This is a genomic window from Pyruvatibacter sp. (assembly GCF_040219635.1).
Taxonomy (GTDB): domain Bacteria; phylum Pseudomonadota; class Alphaproteobacteria; order CGMCC-115125; family CGMCC-115125; genus Pyruvatibacter.
Genome location: NZ_JAVJSC010000002.1, coordinates 63899 through 84107, shown reverse-complemented (window position 1 = coordinate 84107; position 20209 = coordinate 63899). Strand labels below are relative to the sequence as shown.

Below are 20209 nucleotides of genomic sequence, written 5' to 3'. Positions count from 1 at the left end.
CCGCGACGATTGAAAAAGGCCGGGGCACGTTCCCGGCCTTTTACTTTGCTTATGCGTGGGAGTGGTGCGACGTCCGGGTCTCGGCATCCGCCAGTGCCTTGATGAACGCGGCGGGTGAGGCGATGTTGGGAAGCGAGATCAGGCCTTCGCCCTTGCCGCGAATATCGATGCGGCCGAAGTTGAAGATGCGGCCGATGAAGCCCTGGTTCAGGTTCACTTCCTCAACACTGTCAATCGCCAGTTCTTCAGTGCTGCGGCTGATCCAGCCGCGCTTGTAGATAACCCGCTCACTGGTAACAACCATTTCTGTGGTCCAGATACGGATCATGATTGACAGGAAGATGAGGATGCCAATGACGACGAGGCCCAGCAGCAGCAGGGAGCCCCAAGCAAAGGCATGGAGATACCAGGGAAATCGGGCCTCATACCGCAACGCTTCCCCGTCGCCCAGCACTTCCCTGACGTAGCTCATCACCAAGTCTCCTCAGACGCAGCCACTGTAGCAATGGAAATGGCCGGAGAAACGAAAAAAGCCGGTGTTTGCACACCGGCTTTACTCTTGTCGGAGTGAAACCGGATGCCCGGAACCACCGCCAACTGCTAGTTGATCTGCCGAATGGCAAAGCCTTCAAAGCTCTCAGCAACCTTGTCGTCCACCACATGGCTGTAGGCAAGTTCAAGGCCGTTATCGGTCAGGGTGCGCTTATACACGCGATAATTGGCTTCGTCGGCCCGCTGAAACGACAGCATGGTGATGGTGAGCGTATCACCGGCAATGCGGGCCCAGGCACAGCCTACGGTTGATACCGGATTACAGTCAGTCTGTGCTTCAAACACTCCCGGCTGGTCCGTTGGGTCAAACACCAGTGTCATTGAATGCTGTTCTTCCTCACCAGCGGACCACAAGACTTCGCGCTGCGAAACGATAAAGCCCGTCGCGCCCTTGGGATAAATCTGCACGTCCAGATCAGTGCCCCGGAAATCCACGTTTTCCATGGCTCCTGTTGAGGCTGTCACGCCTTCGCCCAGCCACTGGCCGAGAAAAGGCTCTATGCCGGTGAACGCATTTGCTGCCGGTGCGCCAAACATCGCTGCAATGGCTGCAAGCGCTGCGGCCAGACGGAGTCTGGCTGGTTTTTTCGTCATGGTTTGTCCTCCCCTTGGCCCGGATGCCTGGTGCACGGGCCGTCCTGCTTCCATCCCGGATGGTCCGTCATGTTTGTCGCGGACACGTTTCCTTGATGGCAAGCCTATCCCCGCTGCGCGGAAACGCCAACGGGGCAGGAGTGCGGTGCAGCAATCGCCATATGGTGGCTATTGGAGGGCCAGATATGCCGCCGCACGCAAGGCAGCGTTTTCACGGATCGAGCCGTAGAACAGGTTGTAGTCATAGACATGATAATCGTCGTTTTCGATGACCAGTTCGCCAAACTCATCAGGTGGCGAGGCATCCATATAGGCAATGCCATCGCGGCACTGGACGTTGAACGCAAGCATCTGCGGGTCTGCAAGGCGGGTGAGCGGCTCGTCGCTTTCAATGCCGGCATAGGGAATGGCACCCTTGTGCTGGTCGCCGCCTGCGGGCTCGCCATCGGTGCGCCAGCTTAGCGGGTTGGTGCAGTTCAGCGCCCGCCCGGCGACGGGCACAAGCTGCGAGCCTTCCCAGATGCGCTGCTGCTCGAACCACACCGTCGGGTTGCCGTCCGGGCCAAACGTGTTCCAGCTTACAAGGCACCCGGTCTGTTCCGGTGTCGCGCAGGGCGGGATGTGACTGAGGTAGGTGTCAAACAGACTTGCCGGAACCGACATGCCCGCAGGATACGCCGCGACCATGCGCGCCAGCAGGTCAGGTCGTTTCATGTAGTCCTGCAACAGCCGCAGCAGATGCAGCGAGCCCTGACTGTGCGCCGCGAGAATGAACGGACGCCCATTGTTGTAAAGGCGGATGTAGGTTTCAAATGCGCGCGCCACGTCCTGATAGGCCAGATCAAGCGCCAGTTGGCCCTGTGGTTCAGCCAGTTCGTCCCACGGCTCCATAAACGAATAGAGCGTGGCCTGGCGGTAGCGCGGCGCGTAGATGCGGCCTGCCAGATTATAGGCGCTGGCCTGATGGCCCATGACGCCAACCTGCATGATGCGCTGGGATTGTTCGTCATCGAGCGGCGCATTCCAGCTTGCACTGGAAAGGTAGGTTGTGGGGTGGACGAAAAACACGTCCACACGCGCAGCATCATCAGACACGGCAGGAGCCATGCCGGGCGGGCTTAAGTCTGCAAGGTCAGCGCGGCCGGGCAGGGCGGCCCAGGCATCGGGGTTTTCATAGTCGGGCGCGGAGGGCGGCGTCATGGCGGCAAACGGCTCACCGGGATTGAGGTAAAACGCCGTCAGTTGCTCGCGAAACAAGAACAGCACCAGCAGCGCCACGGCAATAACAGCAATGACGCCGGCAGCGCCCCAGGCCAGAAAACGCAGCATGATTATTCCTTGTACGTATTATTTTATGCGACCCTAGTCGCTGATTTGCAAAAGTTCGGTCTCAATGATGAGAGCCACGTCATCGGCCACAAAACCCGTGCCGAAGTCCATGCCGAAATCAGACCGCTTTATGGCACCCGTCGCTGAAAAACCCCAGCGTGTTTTTCGCGGCGAAAACGGGTCCGACGCCTTGCCGTTAAAGACCACGTTGAGCGCCACAGGGCGGGTTACACCCAGAAGTGTAAAGTCTCCGGTGAGTGTGCCGGTGGTGTCGTCGGTCGCCTCAAAATCTGTGGCTACGAAGGTCATGGTGGGGTGATCGTCTGCATCAAACCATGAACCGCCCATCAGGTTCTCGTCGCGCGCAGCAAGGCCGCTGTCGAGGCTGGCCACTTCAATGGTGAGTTCGAGAACCACATTTTGTGGGCGGTTGGTATCCAGCACCATACGCCCGTCGAACCTCTCAAACTCACCATAGGTGCGGGCAAGGCCCAAGTGCATCACGGTGAACATGATGTGGGTGTGGTCCGGGTCAAAATCGAGATCGACCGTTTCAGCGTGGGCGGGCAGGGCAAGTGCCAACAGCAAGCCAAGAGATGTCAAAAGCCGTGTCATGCGATTTCCCCGCCACCGGACACAAAATCGCGCATCCGCTGCATGGCTTCCTCATCATCCGCCAGCAGCCGCATGAACTCGGCCCGCTCGTTTGCCAGCCCCTCTGCAAGGGGGAACTGAGTTGCGCCTTTCACCAATTGTTTGGCAGCAGCCAGTGACCGCGGCGTTTTTTGTGCCAGTTCCTTGCCCAGCGCCACGGCTGCCGCAAGCACGTCACCTGAGATGTGCTCGTGAACTAAGCCCAGTTCCGCCGCTTCGCGCGGATCAGCGACACGGCCGCACAAAATCATTTCAAGGGCGCGCGCTTCACCTACAACGCGAGGCAGACGCTGCGTGCCGCCTGCGCCGGGGAAGATGCCGACATTGGTTTCGGGCAGGCCAATCGTGTAATCGCCTGCGCCTGCAAGCCGAATATCGCAACACAGCGCAAACTCGTATCCGCCCCCCATGCACATGCCGTTGATGGCAGCGATGGTTGGCTTGGCGCACTGGTCCACGCGATTGAACAGGTTGGAAATATCGGTTTCGGCTTTGGCGCTTGCCACTATGTCGTCAACGCTGCGTCCTGTGGACTGGACAAAATCTCCGGCAGCCACAATCTCGGCCACATCGTAGTGGCGGATAAACACGTTTGGCAGCCCACCGGTGAAGACGATGGCGCGCACATTGTCGTCGGTCTCATGGGCGGCGACTATGCGGTCCAGCTCCTTCACCATTTCCAGATTCATGTAACCCATGGGTGGGTTTTCAAACGTGACAATCGCGACGGGGCCGTCATCCGACATCATGATCATGACGCACTCTCCTGCATTGCGCGTTTGTAGGCAGCATAGCGTGGCTGATCTATGGCCAGCTTCGTGAGCGTTGTTTTCCAAAGATGGTCTGCAAGGCCGGGCGTTTCCAGCGTTATGTGTCCCTCACGGATTTCATTGCACAGGGCGTCGTTGAGCTCGCGAAGCGTGCCGAACCTGTCGAGCAAACCGTTAAGGCGCGCCGCTTCATGGGCGTCTTCCACCGGGGCGATGGCCAGTTCGCGCTCAACAATCGCCAGCGCGTTTGCAGCAACGCGGGCATGGAACCCCGCATGACCCTCAAGCTTGGGCATGGCGACTGTTTCAATGAACTCGCGCACGGCGGTTACAAGGTCTTTGGCGGCGGGTTGGTCCTGCATGGGTTCTGCCTTTCAGGGGAAGCCACTAGCGTGTGCGGGGAGCCAGCAAATTGAGAAGGTCGATTTCTGTTTCTGACGAGCGTCTGCCAATGGCCGCGCGCTCAACCGAGCGGTCCATGCCGCTGTCAAACGCCGACACCATAATCATGCACATGATGCCCCATTTGAGCGTGCCCAGAACCTCCCAGTATTTGACCCGGTCAGGGTCAACGGGCGCACCGCCTGCAGCTTCATAGCCCGCAAACATATCCTCTCGCGCGCCAAAGCCACCGACGGGATTGTCTATCTCGCCAAAGCGCCACGAGTTGACGCAGATCCAGCCCAGGTCTTCCATCGGGTCGCCGATATGGGCCAGTTCCCAATCAAGCACTGCGCGCACACCCTCCGCGCCGACCATGAGGTTGCCGTTGCGAAAGTCGCCATGCACGAGCGTCAGGTTTTCGTCTGACGGCAGATGATCTTCGAGGTAGCGGAAAGCCAGTTCAAACACCGGATGAGGGTGCTTCATGGATGTGTAGATATCGCGGTATTTTTTGATTTCAGAGGCAGCAGGCGATGTCTGGATATCGGGCAATGTGTCCCGCGGCACCGCGTGGATGCGCGCAAGTATCTCGCCGCACTGGCGGGCCATCTTGGGGCGGGCATCCGCAAACTCCGCGTCACGCAAAATCTTGCGGGCGATTGTTTCGCCGTCCACACGGCCCATCACAAAGCCGTCGCCCAACCCATCAGATGCCTCCAGCACCAGCGTGACCAGCGGCACGGGCACCTGCTGTTTTTCAGCAAGCTGAATGAGGGCTGCTTCGGTAGCAAGCGGCACAGCAGTGTCGCGCTTGGTGTTGGAGCCGCCACCCGGCGTCCGCCGCAATATGAGCGGGTGTGTTTTGTGATCGGCGAGTGCATCAAACGACCATGTTTCCTGGCTGGCACCACCGGACAACCGACGCACGCCGGTCACGCGGGAAATACCCGGCATTACCCGACGCAGGGCCACCGTCAGGCCATCGGTGATCACATCTCGTGGATCAATTTTCTCTGCGGCACTCATGCGGGAATGCTCACCGGCTTGCCGTCCACAATCTGGTCGAGATATTCGGACAGTCCATAGCCCACCTGACCGTTGCAGGTGTATTCGGTCATACCTTCGGTGATGCGGGTCAGCATTTCCTCGCCGTCGGGCGTCTTGCGGCGGTTGCGCAGGGGAATGAGCGACATGACCCTGCCGGTCACTTCATAGTCTGTACCGCTTTGCGTTTTGATGCGGGCGGTGAGGGCAGTCTGATACCAGTTCTCGTCCCAGTCGCTGTCAATTTCGGCATGTTCGATCAGGTCGTATTTGCCGTCTTTCAGCACCATGCCGCCCATGCGGCTTTGACCTTCCGCATTGGTGACGATGGAAATCATCATGGCGAAGTCAGCGCCGAAGTTCATTGGCAGCCAGCGATACCAGTGAATGGCCTGCCAGTAGCGCGGCCCCCATGACTTGTCGCGCAACCCGTGGCCGGAGACCTCAAAGCGTTCATTGCCGATAACGAAGTGACCAGACGCTGCCATGTGCTGCTCGTAGTGCGCCTTGGCAAAGCTCTTTTCCGGGTCGATTTCAAGCGAGGAGCCGTCCTCTTTTACAGTCTCGCCGCCAAACATGGGCGACACACCTTCGTAGTCCAGCACCACTTCACAATCGACAATGGGGTTGTTCTTGAAGGCAGCCGCAGGGTCCGCCATCTCGTTGGGGTCTGTCAGCACGCAGACCTTGCCTTTGTAAGTCACGCGGAGCTTTTTGAACGGCTCAATAACCTCAAAGTGCATTCCGCCGGCTTTGAGTTCGGCGTTGCCACTTATCTTCGGGCGGGCATACATGAAGGCCACGCGTCCGTCCGGCAGATACAGGCAATTTGTCATCTCGGCGTAGCCTTCGTTAGGGCGGTTGCCGAGGCGGAACCAGCCGCCAATTTTCTGGGCCGGGTCAAACATATTGAAGTACATGCTCTCGTTATAGTTCGAGGCGGCGTCGGGCTCGTGGCAGTATTCGTCTTCCGGCTCAAGGCGGATGCGGTATCCGGCAGGTACTTTCATCAGTGTTCCCTCAGTCGTATTTGCAGCAGGTGACGCAAGGTCAGGCTGTATTTTTTAGGTGGCGCAATGCTTTTTCGGTTATCATTCTAAGCCTCACTGCACGGATGACCACCCGGCCCGTTGCGCGCTAGACTTCATGCCTCGTTCCCCCAACAGAATCGCACCGCCATTATGAGCGACGACCCGCAACCGCACATCATTGAACCCGCGCAACGCTCCGGCATTCTGTCGCGGCTGCGCAACTACTTTCTGACCGGGCTTGTCGTTGCCGCGCCCGTCACCATCACAGTAGTGCTGGTGATGTGGTTTGTTGATTTCGTGGACGCATGGTTCACGCCGATGATCCCCGATCAGTACCGGCCGGAACAGTACCTGGGCCTCACGGTTCCCGGCCTCGGCGTCATCATGGCTGTGGTGTTGCTGACGCTGCTGGGGGCGCTGACGGCAAACCTGTTTGGCCGCACTCTGGTCAGCTATGGCGAGCGGCTGGTGGGGCGGATGCCGCTGGTTCGCAATATCTATGGCGCACTGAAGCAGATTTTTGAAACGGTGCTGAGCCAGTCACAGCAATCGTTTCGTGAGGTGGCGTTGATTGAGTATCCGCGCAGGGGGCTTTACTCAATCGCCTTTGTCACAACCACGACCAAGGGTGAGGTACAGGCGCGCGCTGACGACGATATGGTGAGTGTGTTTTTGCCAACAACACCAAACCCCACCAGCGGCTTTTTGCTGTTCGTGCCGCGCCGCGATATCGTCATGCTTGAAATGTCGGTTGAGGACGCAGCCAAGATGGTGATCTCGGCAGGACTGGTGGCACCGGCATTTGATGCGGCGAAGTCCGGTTTGCCCAAGTATCATGTGCATACGCAGGTTGAGGAAGATAGCCTGAACAAGTGAGGCGACCGGCCAGTCGTATCAGCACAACTGCCTGCCGGAGCAAAAACTATCCGGCCCGCAAATAGCGAATGGCTTCGTCGCGCTCGAACAGGTAGAGCAGACCGCGCAGCGCCTGGCCGCGATCAGTCTCCAGTTCCGGGTCGCGGTTCAAGATAAGTTCCACGTCATCGCGGGCGACTGAAATAAGATCGGCGTGGTCCTCCAGCGACGCCAGCCGAAACTGCGGCAGGCCGGACTGGCGGGTGCCCAGCACTTCGCCCGCGCCGCGCAGAATCAAATCTTCTTCGGCAATGATGAAGCCGTCTTCGGTGTCGCGCAGGGTGGCGATGCGTTGCTTCGCCATATTGCCCAGCGGGGCCTTGTAGAGCAGCAGGCAGCTTGAGGCGGCAGACCCACGGCCCACACGGCCGCGCAACTGATGCAGCTGGGCAAGACCGAAGCGCTCTGCGTGCTCAATCACCATGATGGAGGCGTTGGGCACATCAACGCCCACTTCAATAACGGTGGTGGCGACGAGAATATCAATCTCGCCTGCCTGAAACGCGGTCATCACCTGCTCGCGTTCAGCGCCCTTCATGCGGCCATGCACCATGCCGATGTTGGCCCCCAACGTGGCCTTCAGGCCTGCGTACCGTTCTTCGGCGGCGGCCACATCCAGCACGTCCGACTCTTCCACCAGCGGGCACACCCAATACACTTGCTGACCCTCGCGCACCGCGCGGCCAAGGCCTGCGATCACGTCGTCGAGGCGTTCAAGGGGCAGGGCGCGGGTGGTGATGGGCTGGCGGCCTGCCGGCTTTTCCGTCAGGCGGGAAACATCCATGTCACCATAGGCTGTGAGTTGCAGAGTGCGGGGAATGGGGGTGGCTGTCATCACCAGCACATCTGTTCCCGCCACGCCCTTCGACGAGAGTTCCATGCGCTCGCGCACGCCAAATCGGTGTTGTTCGTCCACCACGGCGACCGCCAGATCCCTGAAGGCGACGCTGCCCTGAAACAGCGCGTGGGTGCCCACGAGAATATCAATCTCGCCAGCTTCCGCAGCTGCCACGATAGCCTCGCGCGCCTTGCCCTTGTCACGGCCAGTCAGAATGGCCATGCGGATACCTGCAGCGGCGCACAAAGGCTCAAGGGTCTTGGCGTGCTGGCGGGCGAGGATTTCTGTCGGGGCCATCAGGGCTGCCTGCGCGCCCGCTTCAACCGCCACCAGCATGGCCATCAGCGCCACCAGCGTTTTGCCGGAGCCAACGTCGCCCTGCAGCAGCCGCAACATGCGGTATGGTTCTTTCAGGTCGGCTTCTATTTCCGCGATCGCCACGCGCTGGCCGCGTGTCAGGTCAAACGGCAATGATACTTCCACCTTGCGGCGCAGGTTGCCGTCGCCAGACAAGGGGCGTCCGCGCGCGCGCTTCATCCGGGCACGGACAAGAGCAAGCGCAAGCTGGTTGGCCAGAAGCTCGTCATAGGCAAGGCGTGCACGGGCAGGATGCTTTGGGTCAACACCCTCAGCCGCTTGAGGTGTATGCGCAGCCCGAACGGCGTCATGCCATTCGGGGTAGTGCTGCTGGCGTGCCCATGCAGCGTCCAGCCACTCGGGCAGTTCAGGCACGCGTTCCAGCGCGGCTGCCACTGCCTTGGTCAGCACCTTTCCGGAAAGGCCTGCGGTCAACGGATAGACCGGCTCATAGGGCGGCAACGTGTCAGCGTCTTCCGGTTTCAAAATATGATCCGGGTGAGTCATCTGGATCTGACCGCCATAGGCTTCCACTTCGCCGGAGATGATGCGGCGCTCACCTTCGGGCAGGGTGCGCCGCAGATAATCTTCGCGGGCGTGGAAAAACGTCAGCGTTATCTCGCCGGTATCGTCGCTACAGGCAATGCGATAGGGCGCGCGGCTGCCCTGGGACGGCGGGCGGTGCGGGCCGACGACAATTTCCAGGGTGGCGATCGTGCCGGGCTGCGCTTCACTGACGTAGGGCCGGTGCCGACGGTCGATGACGCCGGTGGGCAGGTGCCACAAGAGGTCCACCACTTTGGGGCCGGTGAGTTTTTCCAGCAGCTTTTGCAGGCGCGGGCCAATTCCGGGCAGCTTGGCGGCCTCGGCAAACAGCGGAAACAACGCCTCCGGCCTACCCTTTGGGGGCGGCGGTTTAGAGGTGGCTGATGAGGCGCTGGATGATGTCATCCGCATGATTTAGCACGATTGAGAAATGGCCGTCATTGTCGGTGAACGTGGCGTGCATGTCAGGTACGCGCGCCGCGTAATAGCGACCGATGGACGACGGCACCACGGTGTCGGCATGGCCATGCCACAGATATGTCGGCACCCGCATTTCAGAAATCCGCCAGCCCCAAGGCGTGCCGTAAATGCGGCTGTCACTCGACATGCCCGCCACCCCCTTGCCAATGGCTTCACGCCAGCTCGTGAGCATCAGGCGGCCCATGTCGCTGGTCATCAGGCCGCGATCCGCCTCGGCCCGGGGTTGCCTTGCCCTGTAGGCCGCCGCGCGGCGCATCATGTTGTCGTCCAGCACAATGGCGCGGCCAATGCCGAACAGGGCATTTCGGGTGATCGGGCGGCGTGCCAGATTGGTAAGCATTCTGAGACGCCCCTGGCTCATGCCCGGTGCTTCGGGCGGGCCGAGCGGGCACACCAGCGCTGCGGCTGCCACGCGCTCCGGCAGCCAATGGGCGCAGGCAGCGGCATAAGGCCCGCCGCCCGAGACGCCCATGATGCTGAACTTTTTAATTTGCAGATGGTCTGCCAGCGCGGCAACATCCTTGGGAAAATCGGCCAGTTTGCGCCCGCGTTTTGGGGACGACAGGCCGTAGCCCGGCCGGTCCACGCCTATCAGTCGCGCGCTTTTTAGGGGCAGGAACGATGCCTCAAGTCGCGAACCAGGAAAGCCGTGAAAATAAAATACCGGCGGCAGTGATTGGTCGCCGGTGTCGCTGTAGCCAAGCAAGCGGCCATCAGGCAGCGCGGCAATCAGCCGGGCATTCTTGCTTTGCAGGACGTCGAAAGCGTTCATGGCGTGGCTTTTTTACGGGTGGCAGAAATGCCGGTGTGACCTAGCTCTGTGAGGTGCTCGTCAACTATGTAGCGGTTGGGGGGCTGACTTTCATCCCCACTGCACGGTATATCGCTGCCCATGACGTATTCCAACGAGCCCAAAGACCCTGAAACGCGCCGCCGCCGCATCACCTTTCGTGCCTGGCATCGCGGCATCAAGGAGAATGACCTCATTTTGGGGACGTTTGCCGACATGCATATTGAAACGCTGAACGACGACGACCTGGATGCGTTTGAGCAGTTGATGGAAGCGCCCGATCAGGACGTATATGGTTGGGTGTCACAAACCAAGGACGTGCCGCCGGAATATCAGACCAATCTGATGACGCGGCTTCAGGCCCATACGGTGCCACCCCGGACACGGCTGGAACGCTAGCGCGCCGGACCACCCCAAGAAGCACTCCATGAGCACATCTCCCACCCACGCGCGCACAAGCATGACGGCGGCGGACAGCCGGTTCGTCAGCGATCGGCAGCACTTGTCCGTTGGCGGCGTGCCTGAAGGCTTTGACGCGATTGCTCTGGGCGATCTGGCGCGGGCACGCAACGCGCTGGTGGTACATATCGCCCGCGACGAACCCCGGTTGGCGCGGCTGAAAGAAGGCCTGCGGTTTTTCTCACCAACCCTGCCTGTCATCGAACTGCCGGGCTGGGACTGTCTGCCGTATGACCGGGTATCGCCCAACAGCGACGTCGTCGCGCGGCGCATGGCGGCCCTCGCCGAGCTTGCCGCGCGCAGCGCCGATGCGGGGCCAGCGGTTTTGATTGCAACCGTCAACGCGGCGTTGCAACGGATGCCATCCCGCACCGTGATGGCAAATACAAGCTGGTGTGCTGAGACAGGCGACCGGATTGATATGGACGGGTTGCTGTCATTTTTGGCGCGCGACGGGTATCTGCGCTCCGGCACGGTGCGTGAACAGGGTGAGTTTGCCGTGCGCGGGGGCATCGTGGATATTTTCCCGCCTGGCTTTGCTGAACCTGTGCGGCTTGATCTGTTTGGCGACACGCTGGAAGCCATACGCACCTTTGATCCCGAAACGCAGTTGACCACCGGCGCGCTGTCGCGGGTTGATCTGGTGCCTGCCACCGAGATCATGCTGGACGAGGACACCATTCGCCGGTTTCGCGCCGGTTATGTGCAGCAGTTCGGCACTGTCACCGGCGAAGACCCGCTGTATGAAGCGGTGAGCGAAGGGCGGCGGCATCAGGGTATGGAACACTGGCTGCCGCTGTTTCATGACGAGATGGCTACGTTGTTTGATTATGCGGGCGACGGCACAATTATCACACTTGATCCGTTGGCGGAGGAAGCAGCGGGCGAACGCTGCGAGATGATTTCGGACTATTACGCCGCGCGTGCTGAAGATGCCGAGGCCCATGCGGCGGTGTTCAAGGCCTCCAAAAAGAAATCAGCTCATGCGGGGTTTGATACGCCCGCCTACAAGCCGATGAAGCCGGATGCGCTGTATCTGACACTGGATGAGTTCAAATCGTCGCTCTCGACGCTGCCGGTACGCGCACTGTCGCAGTTTGATCTGCCGGATGCCCCAGACGCCATCGATATGGGCGCACGGCCGGGGCGTGACTTTGCGCCGGAACGCAAAACTGAAAATGCCAATGTGTTTGAGGCCTTGCGCGGGCACATCAACGCGCTGAAAAAATCCGGTAAGCAGCCCGTAATTGCAGCGTGGTCTGACGGGTCCGCAGAGCGTATGAGCCATGTGCTGCGTGAGCACGGTATTGCACCCGTCGTCATTGCCAATGACTGGCAGGAAACCCAAAAGCTGGACGCAGGTGTTGTGGGCCTTGTGGTGCTGGGCATCGAGACCGGCTTTGAAACGCCGACGCTGGCGGTGGTGGCCGAGCAGGACATTCTGGGCGACCGGCTGGTGCGCACGCGCAAGGCGCGGCGGGCGCAGAACTTTCTGTCGGAAGTCTCCAGTCTGGGGCAGGGCGACTATGTGGTCCATGTGGACCACGGCATCGGCCAATTCACCAGCCTTGAAACCATTGAAGTACAGGGCGCGCCCCACGACTGCCTGCTGATTGTGTATGCGGGTGGCGACAAACTGTATCTGCCTGTTGAAAACATAGAGCTGCTGTCGCGCTACGGCTCTGACGATACGGACGCCCAACTTGACAGGCTTGGCGGCGGCGCATGGCAGGCGCGCAAAGCCAAGATGAAAGAGCGGATTCGCGAGATTGCGAACCAGCTCATTGCCGTTGCTGCTGCCCGCGCGCTCAAGAGTGCTGAACCTGTTGTTCCTGCTGCCGGGCTATATGACGAGTTTGCCTCGCGCTTTCCCTACGAGGAAACCGAGGATCAGGCGCGCGCCATTGGCGACGTTATCTCAGACCTTGCCGAGCACAAGCCGATGGACCGGTTGGTGTGCGGCGATGTGGGCTTTGGCAAAACAGAAGTAGCATTGCGGGCTGCGTTTGCTGCTGCCATGTCCGGTAAACAGGTGGCGCTTGTGGTTCCCACAACGCTGCTGGCGCGCCAGCATACCAAGACATTTGTTGAGCGCTTTGCGGGCTGGCCGCTGAAGATTGCGCAGCTTTCGCGGATGGTGACACCGAAGGATGCAGACGCCACCCGTGAGGCAATGGCGTCAGGTGATCTGGACATTGTGATTGGCACCCACGCGCTACTGTCGAAGTCGATCAAGTTCAAGGATCTGGGTCTGCTGATCGTGGACGAAGAGCAGCACTTTGGTGTGGCGCACAAAGAGCAACTCAAGCAGCTCAAGGCCGACGTGCATGTGCTGACGCTGACCGCAACGCCTATTCCGCGCACGCTACAACTGGCGCTGACGGGTGTGCGCGAACTTTCCATCATTGCCACGCCGCCGGTGGACCGTCTGGCGGTGCGCACCTTCGTCACGCCGTTTGACCCGGTGGTCATTCGCGAGGCCCTGCTGCGCGAGCGCTATCGCGGCGGACAGAGCTTTTATGTGTGCCCACGCATCTCGGACCTCGCGGAGACGGAAGCATTCCTGAAAGAGTATGTGCCGGAGGTGAAGACGGTTGTTGCCCACGGGCAGATGCCGCCGGGCCAGCTTGATGACATCATGAACGCGTTCTACGACGGCAAGTATGACGTGCTGCTGTCTACAACCATTGTTGAAAGCGGGCTGGATATTCCCACGGCCAACACCATGGTTGTGCATCGTGCCGACATGTTCGGGCTGGCACAGCTTTATCAGTTGCGCGGGCGCGTCGGGCGCTCGAAGGCGCGGGCGTTTGCCTATCTGACGGTGCCGCCCAAACGCACGCTGACGGTGAATGCTGAAAAACGCCTCAAGGTTTTGCAGTCGCTGGATTCGCTGGGGGCCGGGTTCAATCTGGCGAGCCACGATCTTGATATTCGCGGCGCCGGCAACCTGTTGGGCGATGAACAATCCGGGCACATTCGCGAGGTGGGCTACGAGCTGTATCAGCACATGCTGGAAGAAGCCGTGGCGCAGGCGCGCGCGGGCGGGCTGGACAAGGACGAAGGCGAGTGGTCGCCACAGATCAGCGTTGGCACCGCGGTGCTTATTCCAGACACCTACGTGGCTGATCTTGATGTACGCATGAGTCTGTATCGGCGGCTGGCATCGCTCGAGGAGCATCAGGAGATTGAAGGCTTTGCCGCCGAGTTGATTGACCGCTTCGGACATCTGCCGGGCGAAGTAAAACACCTGCTGGAAATCGTCGAGATCAAGCGGTTGTGTCGTGCGGCCAATGTGGAAAAAATTGATGCTGGCCCCAAAGGCTGCGTCATCAGCCTGCGCAACAACGAGTTTGCCAATCCGGCAGGCCTGGTGCAGTTCATCAACCGGGCACGGGGCGACGCCAAGCTGCGGCCCGACCACAAGATTGTGGTGAAGCATAACTGGCCGGATGCAGAAGATCGCCTCAAGGGCACCCGCGCGGTCATGGAAGAACTGGCAACGCTGGCTGAGGGCGGCAGCGGGGCTTAACTTTCTGTCCTGGACCGGCTTTGCGTGTCGCCGGATCATCGTGGGTTTCCCGGTCAAGCCGAGGACCATGTGGTTCGGGATTCAGTCTCAAGGATCCCGTCACCCCGGACTTGATCCGGGGCCCACTCGCAGCGCGGCAGACCGCAGCCGAGCATGGCTGGATAAAAGTCTCAGTCTTTGCTGTTAAGCCAAAAAGGTGCGTAGTCAAATTGTGCAGATGAGAGTGGACCCCGGATCAAGTCCGGGGCAGTGGCTTTTTTTCTAATGTGCAGCGACCTGTTCACTGAGTTTGGCCTGCACCTTGTCGATCGCACGCAGGTAGCCTTTGGTTTCCTGGGCGCCAACAACTGCGAACTTGCCTTCAAACAGGAATGTCGGCACGCCGGAGATGCCCATTTCGCGGGCCTGGTTGGCTTCGTTGGCAACCAGTTCTGCGTCCTTGTTGTGGAGCAGCAGATACGCCACCAGTTCGTGATCCATGCCGGCTTCCTGTGCGGCGGCCACCAGCACCTTGCGGTCGCCGATGTCCTCGCCGTCTTCAAAATATCGGCGGAACAAAATCTCGACGATCTCGTTCTGGCAGCCCGCGCTGGCACCCCAGCGGATCAGCCGGTGCGAATCAAATGTATTAGGTGAGCGCTCTATCTTGTCGAATGCGAGGGTAATACCGGCGTCTGATGCGGCCTCACGAATTACGTCGCCAACCTCTTTCGAGCGGTTCTTGCCGAACTTGGCTTCCATGTATTCGCGGCGATCAACGCCCTCGGCAGGAATGGTGGGGTCCAACTGGTAGGGTCTCCAGCGCAGGTCGATTTCCAAGTCGGGGCGCTCGGCGCGGGCCATGTCGAAGCGGCGTTTGCCGATGTAGCACCAGGGGCAGACGGTGTCTGATACGACGTCGATGAACATGATACGGGCCTTTCTGCTTGATCTGGTTGGCCGCAGTATGACGCAGGCAATGGCGTGCGCCAAATCAAGTGCTGTTGACCCGGCCTCGCGGCTCCATAGGATGCCGCTCCCGCACTTTCCTCCCGGAGCCTGCAATGACCGACGCACACACGATTGACCTGACCGGCAAGACCGCCCTCATCACCGGCACAACGTCGGGCTTTGGCCACCACATGGCCATCACGCTGGCCAAGGCCGGGGCGCGGGTAGCGATTACCGGGCGGCGGACCGATCGGCTGGACGCGCTCAAGCAGGAGATTGAGGCATTTGACGGCCGGGCGCTGCCGGTTGCGCTCGACGTGACCGACATGGACAGCATCAAGGCCTGCGTCGAGACCTGCGAAACCGAGTTGGGGCCGATTGATATTCTTGTCAACAATGCGGGCATGAACGTTGACCAGATGGCGTCCGACGTCACCGAGGAAGCCTACGACACCGTCATGAACACCAACCTCAAGGGGTCGTTCTTCATGGCGCAGCAGGTGGCCAACCGCATGATGAAAGCGGGGCGGCCGGGCCGGGTCATCAACATTGCTTCCATCGGCGGGCACACGGTGCTGCCGGGGCTGTCGGTCTATTGCATGTCGAAAGCGGCGATTTTGATGATGACCAAATCACTGGCGCGGGAGTGGGCACGCTACGACATCAACGTCACGGCGATTTGTCCGGGCTTTATTGAAACAGAGTTGAACGCACACTGGTTTGCCACCGAGCCGGGGCAAAAGCAGGTGAAGGGGTATCCGCGGCGGCGGCTGGGCGAGATCGCCGATCTGGACGGGGCGCTGCTGATGCTGGCTTCTGACGCCGGACGCATCATTACAGGTACAGCCATCACCATTGATGACGGACAATCGCTTTAAGCGTTTCAAATTGATGAGGGCCGTCAGATGCGGGCGGGCAGGCGCTTTCTGGCCAGCTTGCCGTTGGGTGTATGGGGCAGGTCATCCACGAACAATATCTGGCGCGGACACTTATAGGCTGCCAGATGCTGCCGTGCGTGGGCAATCAAGAGTGACGGATCAGGCGCTGCACCGGCAGGTTTGACGAAGGCTGCAATGATGTGAACGCCGCTTGCTGTTTCCACTTCGCGGACGGCGACCTGCGCCACTGCGGGGTGCGAGGTGAGGGCCGCCTCAACCTCAGCCGGGCTGACACGATAGCCCTGAGCGTTCATCACATCGTCGGCGCGGCCTTCAAACCAGACGTAGCCGTCTGCATCCATACAGGCGAGGTCACCGCCGCAGAACCAGTCGCCGCGGATCACGCGGGCGTCTTCTTCGGGCCGGTTCCAGTAGCGCAACATCAAGGCTGGGTCCGAGGTGTGAATGGCCAGCAGACCGGTTTCGCCCGCAGGCAATGGTTCAGGCGGCGCACACTCATCTGTGGGCAATACGGCAACGCACCTGCCGGGTTGCGGACGGCCGGGGCTGCCGCTGCGCACCGGCGTTGTTGGGCCTGACGAAATGTAGGTCGAGCATTCGCTCATGCCCAGCGCCTCATATAGCGGCAGGCCCGTAATGGCCTGCCAGTCTGAGGCTACCCGCGCGGGCAGGGGCTCCCCGGCTGTGAGGCCGTGGCGCAACGTGGGGATGCCCGCTGATACATCACTGTCGCGCAAAATCTGCCGATAGAGACTGGGCACCGCCGCAAACAACGTGCCGTTGTGCTCACGGATAAGGCGTGGCCAGGCGTTGATGTTTTTGGGACCATTGTACAAAACGGTTGATGCGCCTGCCGCCCAGGGGTCTGACAGGCCCACGCCCAGCGTGTAGGTCCAATTGACGGCTCCCGCGTGTACCATCACATCGTCACGCGTCAGGCCGTACCAGCCCTCCACCATGGGCTTGCGGCCCCATACGCTACGATGTGCGTGCAGCACGCCCTTGGGTGTGCCGCTGGTGCCGGATGTATAGACAAGAAATGCCGGGTCATCCTTGTGGGTGTCGGCATATCCCCTTGAGGTTGTTTTTGCGAGTGCTGCTATCTCACCAGGCATCAGCACGCGGGCGGTACCGGTATCGTCCATGGGCAGATCATCGGACAGGGCGAGGACGGCTGCACTGCTGTCGTTCAACACAAACGCGGCTTCGTGTGTGGTCAGCATGGCGGATGTTGGCACCGGCACGAAGCCACCGGCGATGGCACCAAAAAACATCAGCGCGGCATCCGGCGTGTTGCCCATGCGGATCATCACACGGTCGCCTTTGCTGAGGCCCATCTGCGCCAGTCCCGCTGCAATGCCCTGAACGGCGCTATCCAGCGCTCCATATGTCCAGCGGTCCGGCGCGCCTGATCCATGGTCAATCGTCAGGGCGGTTTTGGCCGGGTCGCGGTTACCTGCCGGAGCAAGGCAAAACGCTGCCATGTTGAAGCGCTTTGGCGGCAACGGGCCTGTGTAGAAATGCTGCATCATGGATCGCGGTATAAAGTGCGCGGCATTATCACACCAGCGCCCACGGGTTTACGCAGGGTCACGCTGGAACTGGCGGGCGGCATTTGCTGCAGTCCGGCTGAACGGCTAAAACCTGACGCAACAACCTACATCACGCATTGGCATTACAGGGAGAGACGATCATGGGTAAGGGGCCGCTTTCGGGCGTCAGGGTTCTGGAGTTTGCGGGCATCGGGCCGGGGCCGTTTTGCGCCATGCTGCTGTCGGACATGGGGGCCGATGTTGTGCGCATTGACCGCAAGGGCGCGCATGGCGGTTCCAAGTTCGACGTGACATCCCGAGGGCGCAAGTCCATTGCGCTGGACCTTAAAAACCCTGATGCAATCGAGACGGTGCTTAAGCTGGTTGAGCAGGCAGACATTCTGCAGGAGGGTTTTCGCCCCGGCGTGATGGAGCGGCTCGGCCTTGGTCCTGATGTTGTGCTTAAGCGCAACCCGAAGATTGTCTATGGCAGGATGACAGGCTGGGGGCAGGAAGGTCCGCTGGCCCATGCGGCTGGTCATGACATCAACTACATTTCGCTCACCGGCGCGTTGCACGCGATTGGTCCCAAAGACGGCAAGCCCGTGCCGCCTCTCAACCTTGTGGGCGACTTTGGCGGCGGGGCGCTCTACCTCGCAATGGGTATGCTGGCGGCGCTGCACAGCGCAACGGCCACCGGCAAGGGCCAGGTGGTGGACACGGCCATGACCGACGGTGCCACCTCCTTGATGGCCATGTTCTTCGGCTTTCGGGCATCAGGCATGTGGGAAGATGACCGTTACCGCAACATGCTGGACGGCGGTGCGCACTTCTATGACACCTATGAATGCTCGGACGGCAAGTTTGTGTCGCTTGGCTCCATCGAGCCGCAGTTCTATGCGCTGCTGCGCGAGAAGGCAGGGCTGAACGACCCGGCGTTTGACGCACAGATGGACAAAGGCCAATGGCCGGACCTGAAAGAAAAACTCGCCACCGTGATGAAATCCAAGACCCGCGACGAATGGTGCGAGATCATGGAAGGGACGGACATCTGCTTTGCGCCGGTTCTTTCGATTGATGAAACCAAAGACCATCCGCACAACAAGGCCCGCGAAACCGTGACGGTGATTGATGGTGTCGCGCAACCCAACGTGGCACCGCGCTTCTTTGGCACGCCCTCCGAGATTCAGGGTCCGCCCCCTCAGGCGGGCGGTGATACCGACGATGTGCTGGCAGCGTTCGGGTTCTCCGCCGCCGAGATTGAAGGGCTGAAAGCCAAGGCTGCCATCTGACATCCCGCGTGCATCCCTTACGGAGTAAACAAGTATGAGTGCATTGCCGGGAACCACGGGCCGGCGGCGCATCTATTTGATGCGTCACGGCCACGTGAACTATTTCTCGCGTCAGGTCCGCGAGACCGGTGACACCTCACTGGTGCCGCTGACCGAACTTGGACAGGCACAGGCGAAAGCCGCAGGCAAGGCGCTTGCGCATGTCACGTTTGATCGCGCCATATGCTCAGGCTATCCGCGTACGGAGCAAACAGCACAGCACGTGCTGGCTGAACTCGACACACCCGCACCTGCACTGGAATACGACCGGCGGCTGGTGGAAATTCATGGCGGCGGATTCGGTCCGGTGATGGAGCAGGATGACATCGCATCGGTGATGACATTCACGTTTGATCAGGCAGCGGAACCTGGTGCCAAGATGGGGCCTGCCGGCGAGGCATTTGGCGATGCGCTTGACCGCTCGGTGGAAGGGCTGACGGCACTGCTCAACTCACCCAACTGGCACACGGCGCTGGTGGTGGCGCATGAAGGCATTAACCGGCTGTTGCTTGGCTGGTGTACCGGCAACGGCCTCAAGGCCATTCAGGCGTTTGAGCAAGACCCTGCGTGCATCAACATCATTGACATGGACCTTGTCCCGCGCGAGACGGGCGAGGGCACCGAGGTGGTGCGCAAGATCATCAAGGCCGTGAACGTGACGCCTTACAACTACGTGAAGCACGGCATGAACATGACCAGCCTCGAAGCGATTTTTTCACGCGAACCGGCATAGTCTGCCGGGTCTGCCGGCATTTCCTTTTGCATGATCGCGTAAGGCTTGTTGTCCTTGAGAAAGAACCCGGCAACGACAAATCCTGCCTTTAGATTTGCTTCGATCATAGCCCTGTTTTTCTGTTCCACATGGCACTCCACATGGTTGAAACGCGATGCGGTGATCCAGCGATGCTGCTCCCGCATCAACGCGCGGGCAATACCTTGGCGTCGGGCAGAGGGAACCACGCCACCCAGCCAACTGTAATACCGCCTGAGCGCGGTAGCGTATCCGGCCTTGAAACCAACGGGCGCGCCATCTCTTTCGGCAATAAAGACCGTAACATCCGGCATGCTCTCAAGACGCCATGCCAGACTGGCAAGCCACTCTTCGGACGCATCAGCCCCAAACACATCACCACTCAGACGGGTAAACCCGGCAAGATGCTTCGGCGCAAAAGGTGATTGCAACAGTGTGATGTTCAAAGCACGGCCCTGATTTTCCATGCCACAACCATCGGGGCGCACCGT

General features: G+C 60.2%; 19 protein-coding genes. 6 read left to right on the top strand and 13 right to left on the bottom strand.

The genetic code is table 11. From position 1 onward, the window contains the following. Nucleotides 1–49: 49 nt before the first annotated feature. The 8 genes from RIB87_RS01375 to RIB87_RS01340 form a co-directional block, all read right to left on the bottom strand. A complete protein-coding gene (locus RIB87_RS01375) occupies nucleotides 50–472 on the bottom strand; it encodes a PH domain-containing protein (RefSeq protein WP_350142720.1) in 423 nt (140 codons plus the stop codon). A 128-nt stretch (nucleotides 473–600) separates the two neighbouring features. Beyond that, nucleotides 601–1146, bottom strand: a complete 546-nt coding sequence (locus RIB87_RS01370) for a hypothetical protein (RefSeq protein WP_350142718.1) — start codon at nucleotides 1144–1146, stop codon at nucleotides 601–603. A gap of 168 nt (nucleotides 1147–1314) precedes the next feature. Then, complete coding sequence (locus RIB87_RS01365; RefSeq protein ID WP_350142716.1) at nucleotides 1315–2475, bottom strand: DUF3089 domain-containing protein; 1161 nt, start codon at nucleotides 2473–2475, stop codon at nucleotides 1315–1317. 33 nt (nucleotides 2476–2508) lie between these two features. Continuing rightward, nucleotides 2509–3090 (bottom strand): YceI family protein, encoded by a 582-nt coding sequence (locus RIB87_RS01360; protein WP_350142714.1) that lies wholly within the window; start codon nucleotides 3088–3090, stop codon nucleotides 2509–2511. Then, nucleotides 3087–3884 carry an enoyl-CoA hydratase/isomerase family protein gene (locus tag RIB87_RS01355; protein ID WP_350142711.1) on the bottom strand — a complete coding sequence of 266 codons (798 nt, stop codon included), beginning with the start codon at nucleotides 3882–3884 and terminating at the stop codon, nucleotides 3087–3089. The genes RIB87_RS01360 and RIB87_RS01355 overlap by 4 nt, the downstream gene beginning before the upstream one ends. After that, complete coding sequence (locus RIB87_RS01350; RefSeq protein WP_350142709.1) at nucleotides 3881–4261, bottom strand: DUF6285 domain-containing protein; 381 nt, start codon at nucleotides 4259–4261, stop codon at nucleotides 3881–3883. Before RIB87_RS01350 ends, RIB87_RS01355 begins: the two co-directional genes overlap by 4 nt. 25 nt (nucleotides 4262–4286) lie before the next feature. Next, on the bottom strand, nucleotides 4287–5237 hold the full coding sequence (locus RIB87_RS01345; protein ID WP_350143509.1) for a phosphotransferase family protein: 951 nt from the start codon (nucleotides 5235–5237) through the stop codon (nucleotides 4287–4289). A 68-nt stretch (nucleotides 5238–5305) separates the two neighbouring features. Continuing rightward, complete coding sequence (locus RIB87_RS01340; protein ID WP_350142707.1) at nucleotides 5306–6337, bottom strand: DUF7064 domain-containing protein; 1032 nt, start codon at nucleotides 6335–6337, stop codon at nucleotides 5306–5308. 171 nt (nucleotides 6338–6508) lie between these two features. On the opposite strand from RIB87_RS01340, the gene RIB87_RS01335 reads away from it, so the two are divergent. Beyond that, the gene (locus RIB87_RS01335) at nucleotides 6509–7234 is read left to right on the top strand and encodes a DUF502 domain-containing protein (protein WP_350142705.1); all 726 of its coding nucleotides are present in this window, start codon (nucleotides 6509–6511) and stop codon (nucleotides 7232–7234) included. Between the two features lie 46 nt (nucleotides 7235–7280). On the opposite strand, the gene recG is transcribed toward RIB87_RS01335, so the two are convergent. Together recG and RIB87_RS01325 are read right to left on the bottom strand one after the other, a co-directional pair. Then, nucleotides 7281–9419: an ATP-dependent DNA helicase RecG gene (gene recG, locus RIB87_RS01330; protein WP_350143507.1), complete on the bottom strand. Its 2139-nt coding sequence runs from the start codon at nucleotides 9417–9419 to the stop codon at nucleotides 7281–7283. Continuing rightward, entirely contained in the window at nucleotides 9385–10266 is an 882-nt protein-coding gene (locus RIB87_RS01325) for an alpha/beta fold hydrolase (protein WP_350142703.1), read from the bottom strand. Before RIB87_RS01325 ends, recG begins: the two co-directional genes overlap by 35 nt. 120 nt (nucleotides 10267–10386) lie before the next feature. Here RIB87_RS01325 and RIB87_RS01320 point away from each other — a divergent pair, with 120 nt between their 5' ends. Together RIB87_RS01320 and mfd are read left to right on the top strand one after the other, a co-directional pair. Continuing rightward, nucleotides 10387–10683 (top strand): succinate dehydrogenase assembly factor 2, encoded by a 297-nt coding sequence (locus RIB87_RS01320; RefSeq protein ID WP_350142700.1) that lies wholly within the window; start codon nucleotides 10387–10389, stop codon nucleotides 10681–10683. Nucleotides 10684–10744: 61 nt separating this feature from the next. After that, nucleotides 10745–14275, top strand: coding sequence for a transcription-repair coupling factor (gene mfd, locus RIB87_RS01315; protein ID WP_350143505.1), 3531 nt, complete (start codon nucleotides 10745–10747; stop codon nucleotides 14273–14275). Nucleotides 14276–14536: 261 nt separating this feature from the next. Here mfd and RIB87_RS01310 read toward each other — a convergent pair whose 3' ends face one another. Beyond that, a complete protein-coding gene (locus RIB87_RS01310; RefSeq protein WP_350142698.1) occupies nucleotides 14537–15184 on the bottom strand; it encodes a DsbA family oxidoreductase in 648 nt (215 codons plus the stop codon). A 134-nt stretch (nucleotides 15185–15318) separates the two neighbouring features. Between RIB87_RS01310 and RIB87_RS01305 the strand changes: the two genes are divergently transcribed. Continuing rightward, nucleotides 15319–16083 carry a glucose 1-dehydrogenase gene (locus RIB87_RS01305; RefSeq protein WP_350142696.1) on the top strand — a complete coding sequence of 255 codons (765 nt, stop codon included), beginning with the start codon at nucleotides 15319–15321 and terminating at the stop codon, nucleotides 16081–16083. Between the two features lie 23 nt (nucleotides 16084–16106). Here RIB87_RS01305 and RIB87_RS01300 read toward each other — a convergent pair whose 3' ends face one another. Further along, nucleotides 16107–17636, bottom strand: a complete 1530-nt coding sequence (locus RIB87_RS01300; RefSeq protein WP_350142694.1) for an acetate--CoA ligase — start codon at nucleotides 17634–17636, stop codon at nucleotides 16107–16109. A 161-nt stretch (nucleotides 17637–17797) separates the two neighbouring features. Between RIB87_RS01300 and RIB87_RS01295 the strand changes: the two genes are divergently transcribed. Continuing rightward, nucleotides 17798–18928, top strand: coding sequence for a CaiB/BaiF CoA transferase family protein (locus tag RIB87_RS01295; protein WP_350142692.1), 1131 nt, complete (start codon nucleotides 17798–17800; stop codon nucleotides 18926–18928). Between the two features lie 34 nt (nucleotides 18929–18962). Then, entirely contained in the window at nucleotides 18963–19700 is a 738-nt protein-coding gene (locus RIB87_RS01290; RefSeq protein WP_350142690.1) for a histidine phosphatase family protein, read from the top strand. Here RIB87_RS01290 and RIB87_RS01285 read toward each other — a convergent pair. Then, nucleotides 19637–20185, bottom strand: coding sequence for a GNAT family N-acetyltransferase (locus RIB87_RS01285; protein WP_350142688.1), 549 nt, complete (start codon nucleotides 20183–20185; stop codon nucleotides 19637–19639). The two genes, RIB87_RS01290 and RIB87_RS01285, sit on opposite strands and share 64 nt — an antisense overlap. Nucleotides 20186–20209: the final 24 nt, after the last annotated feature.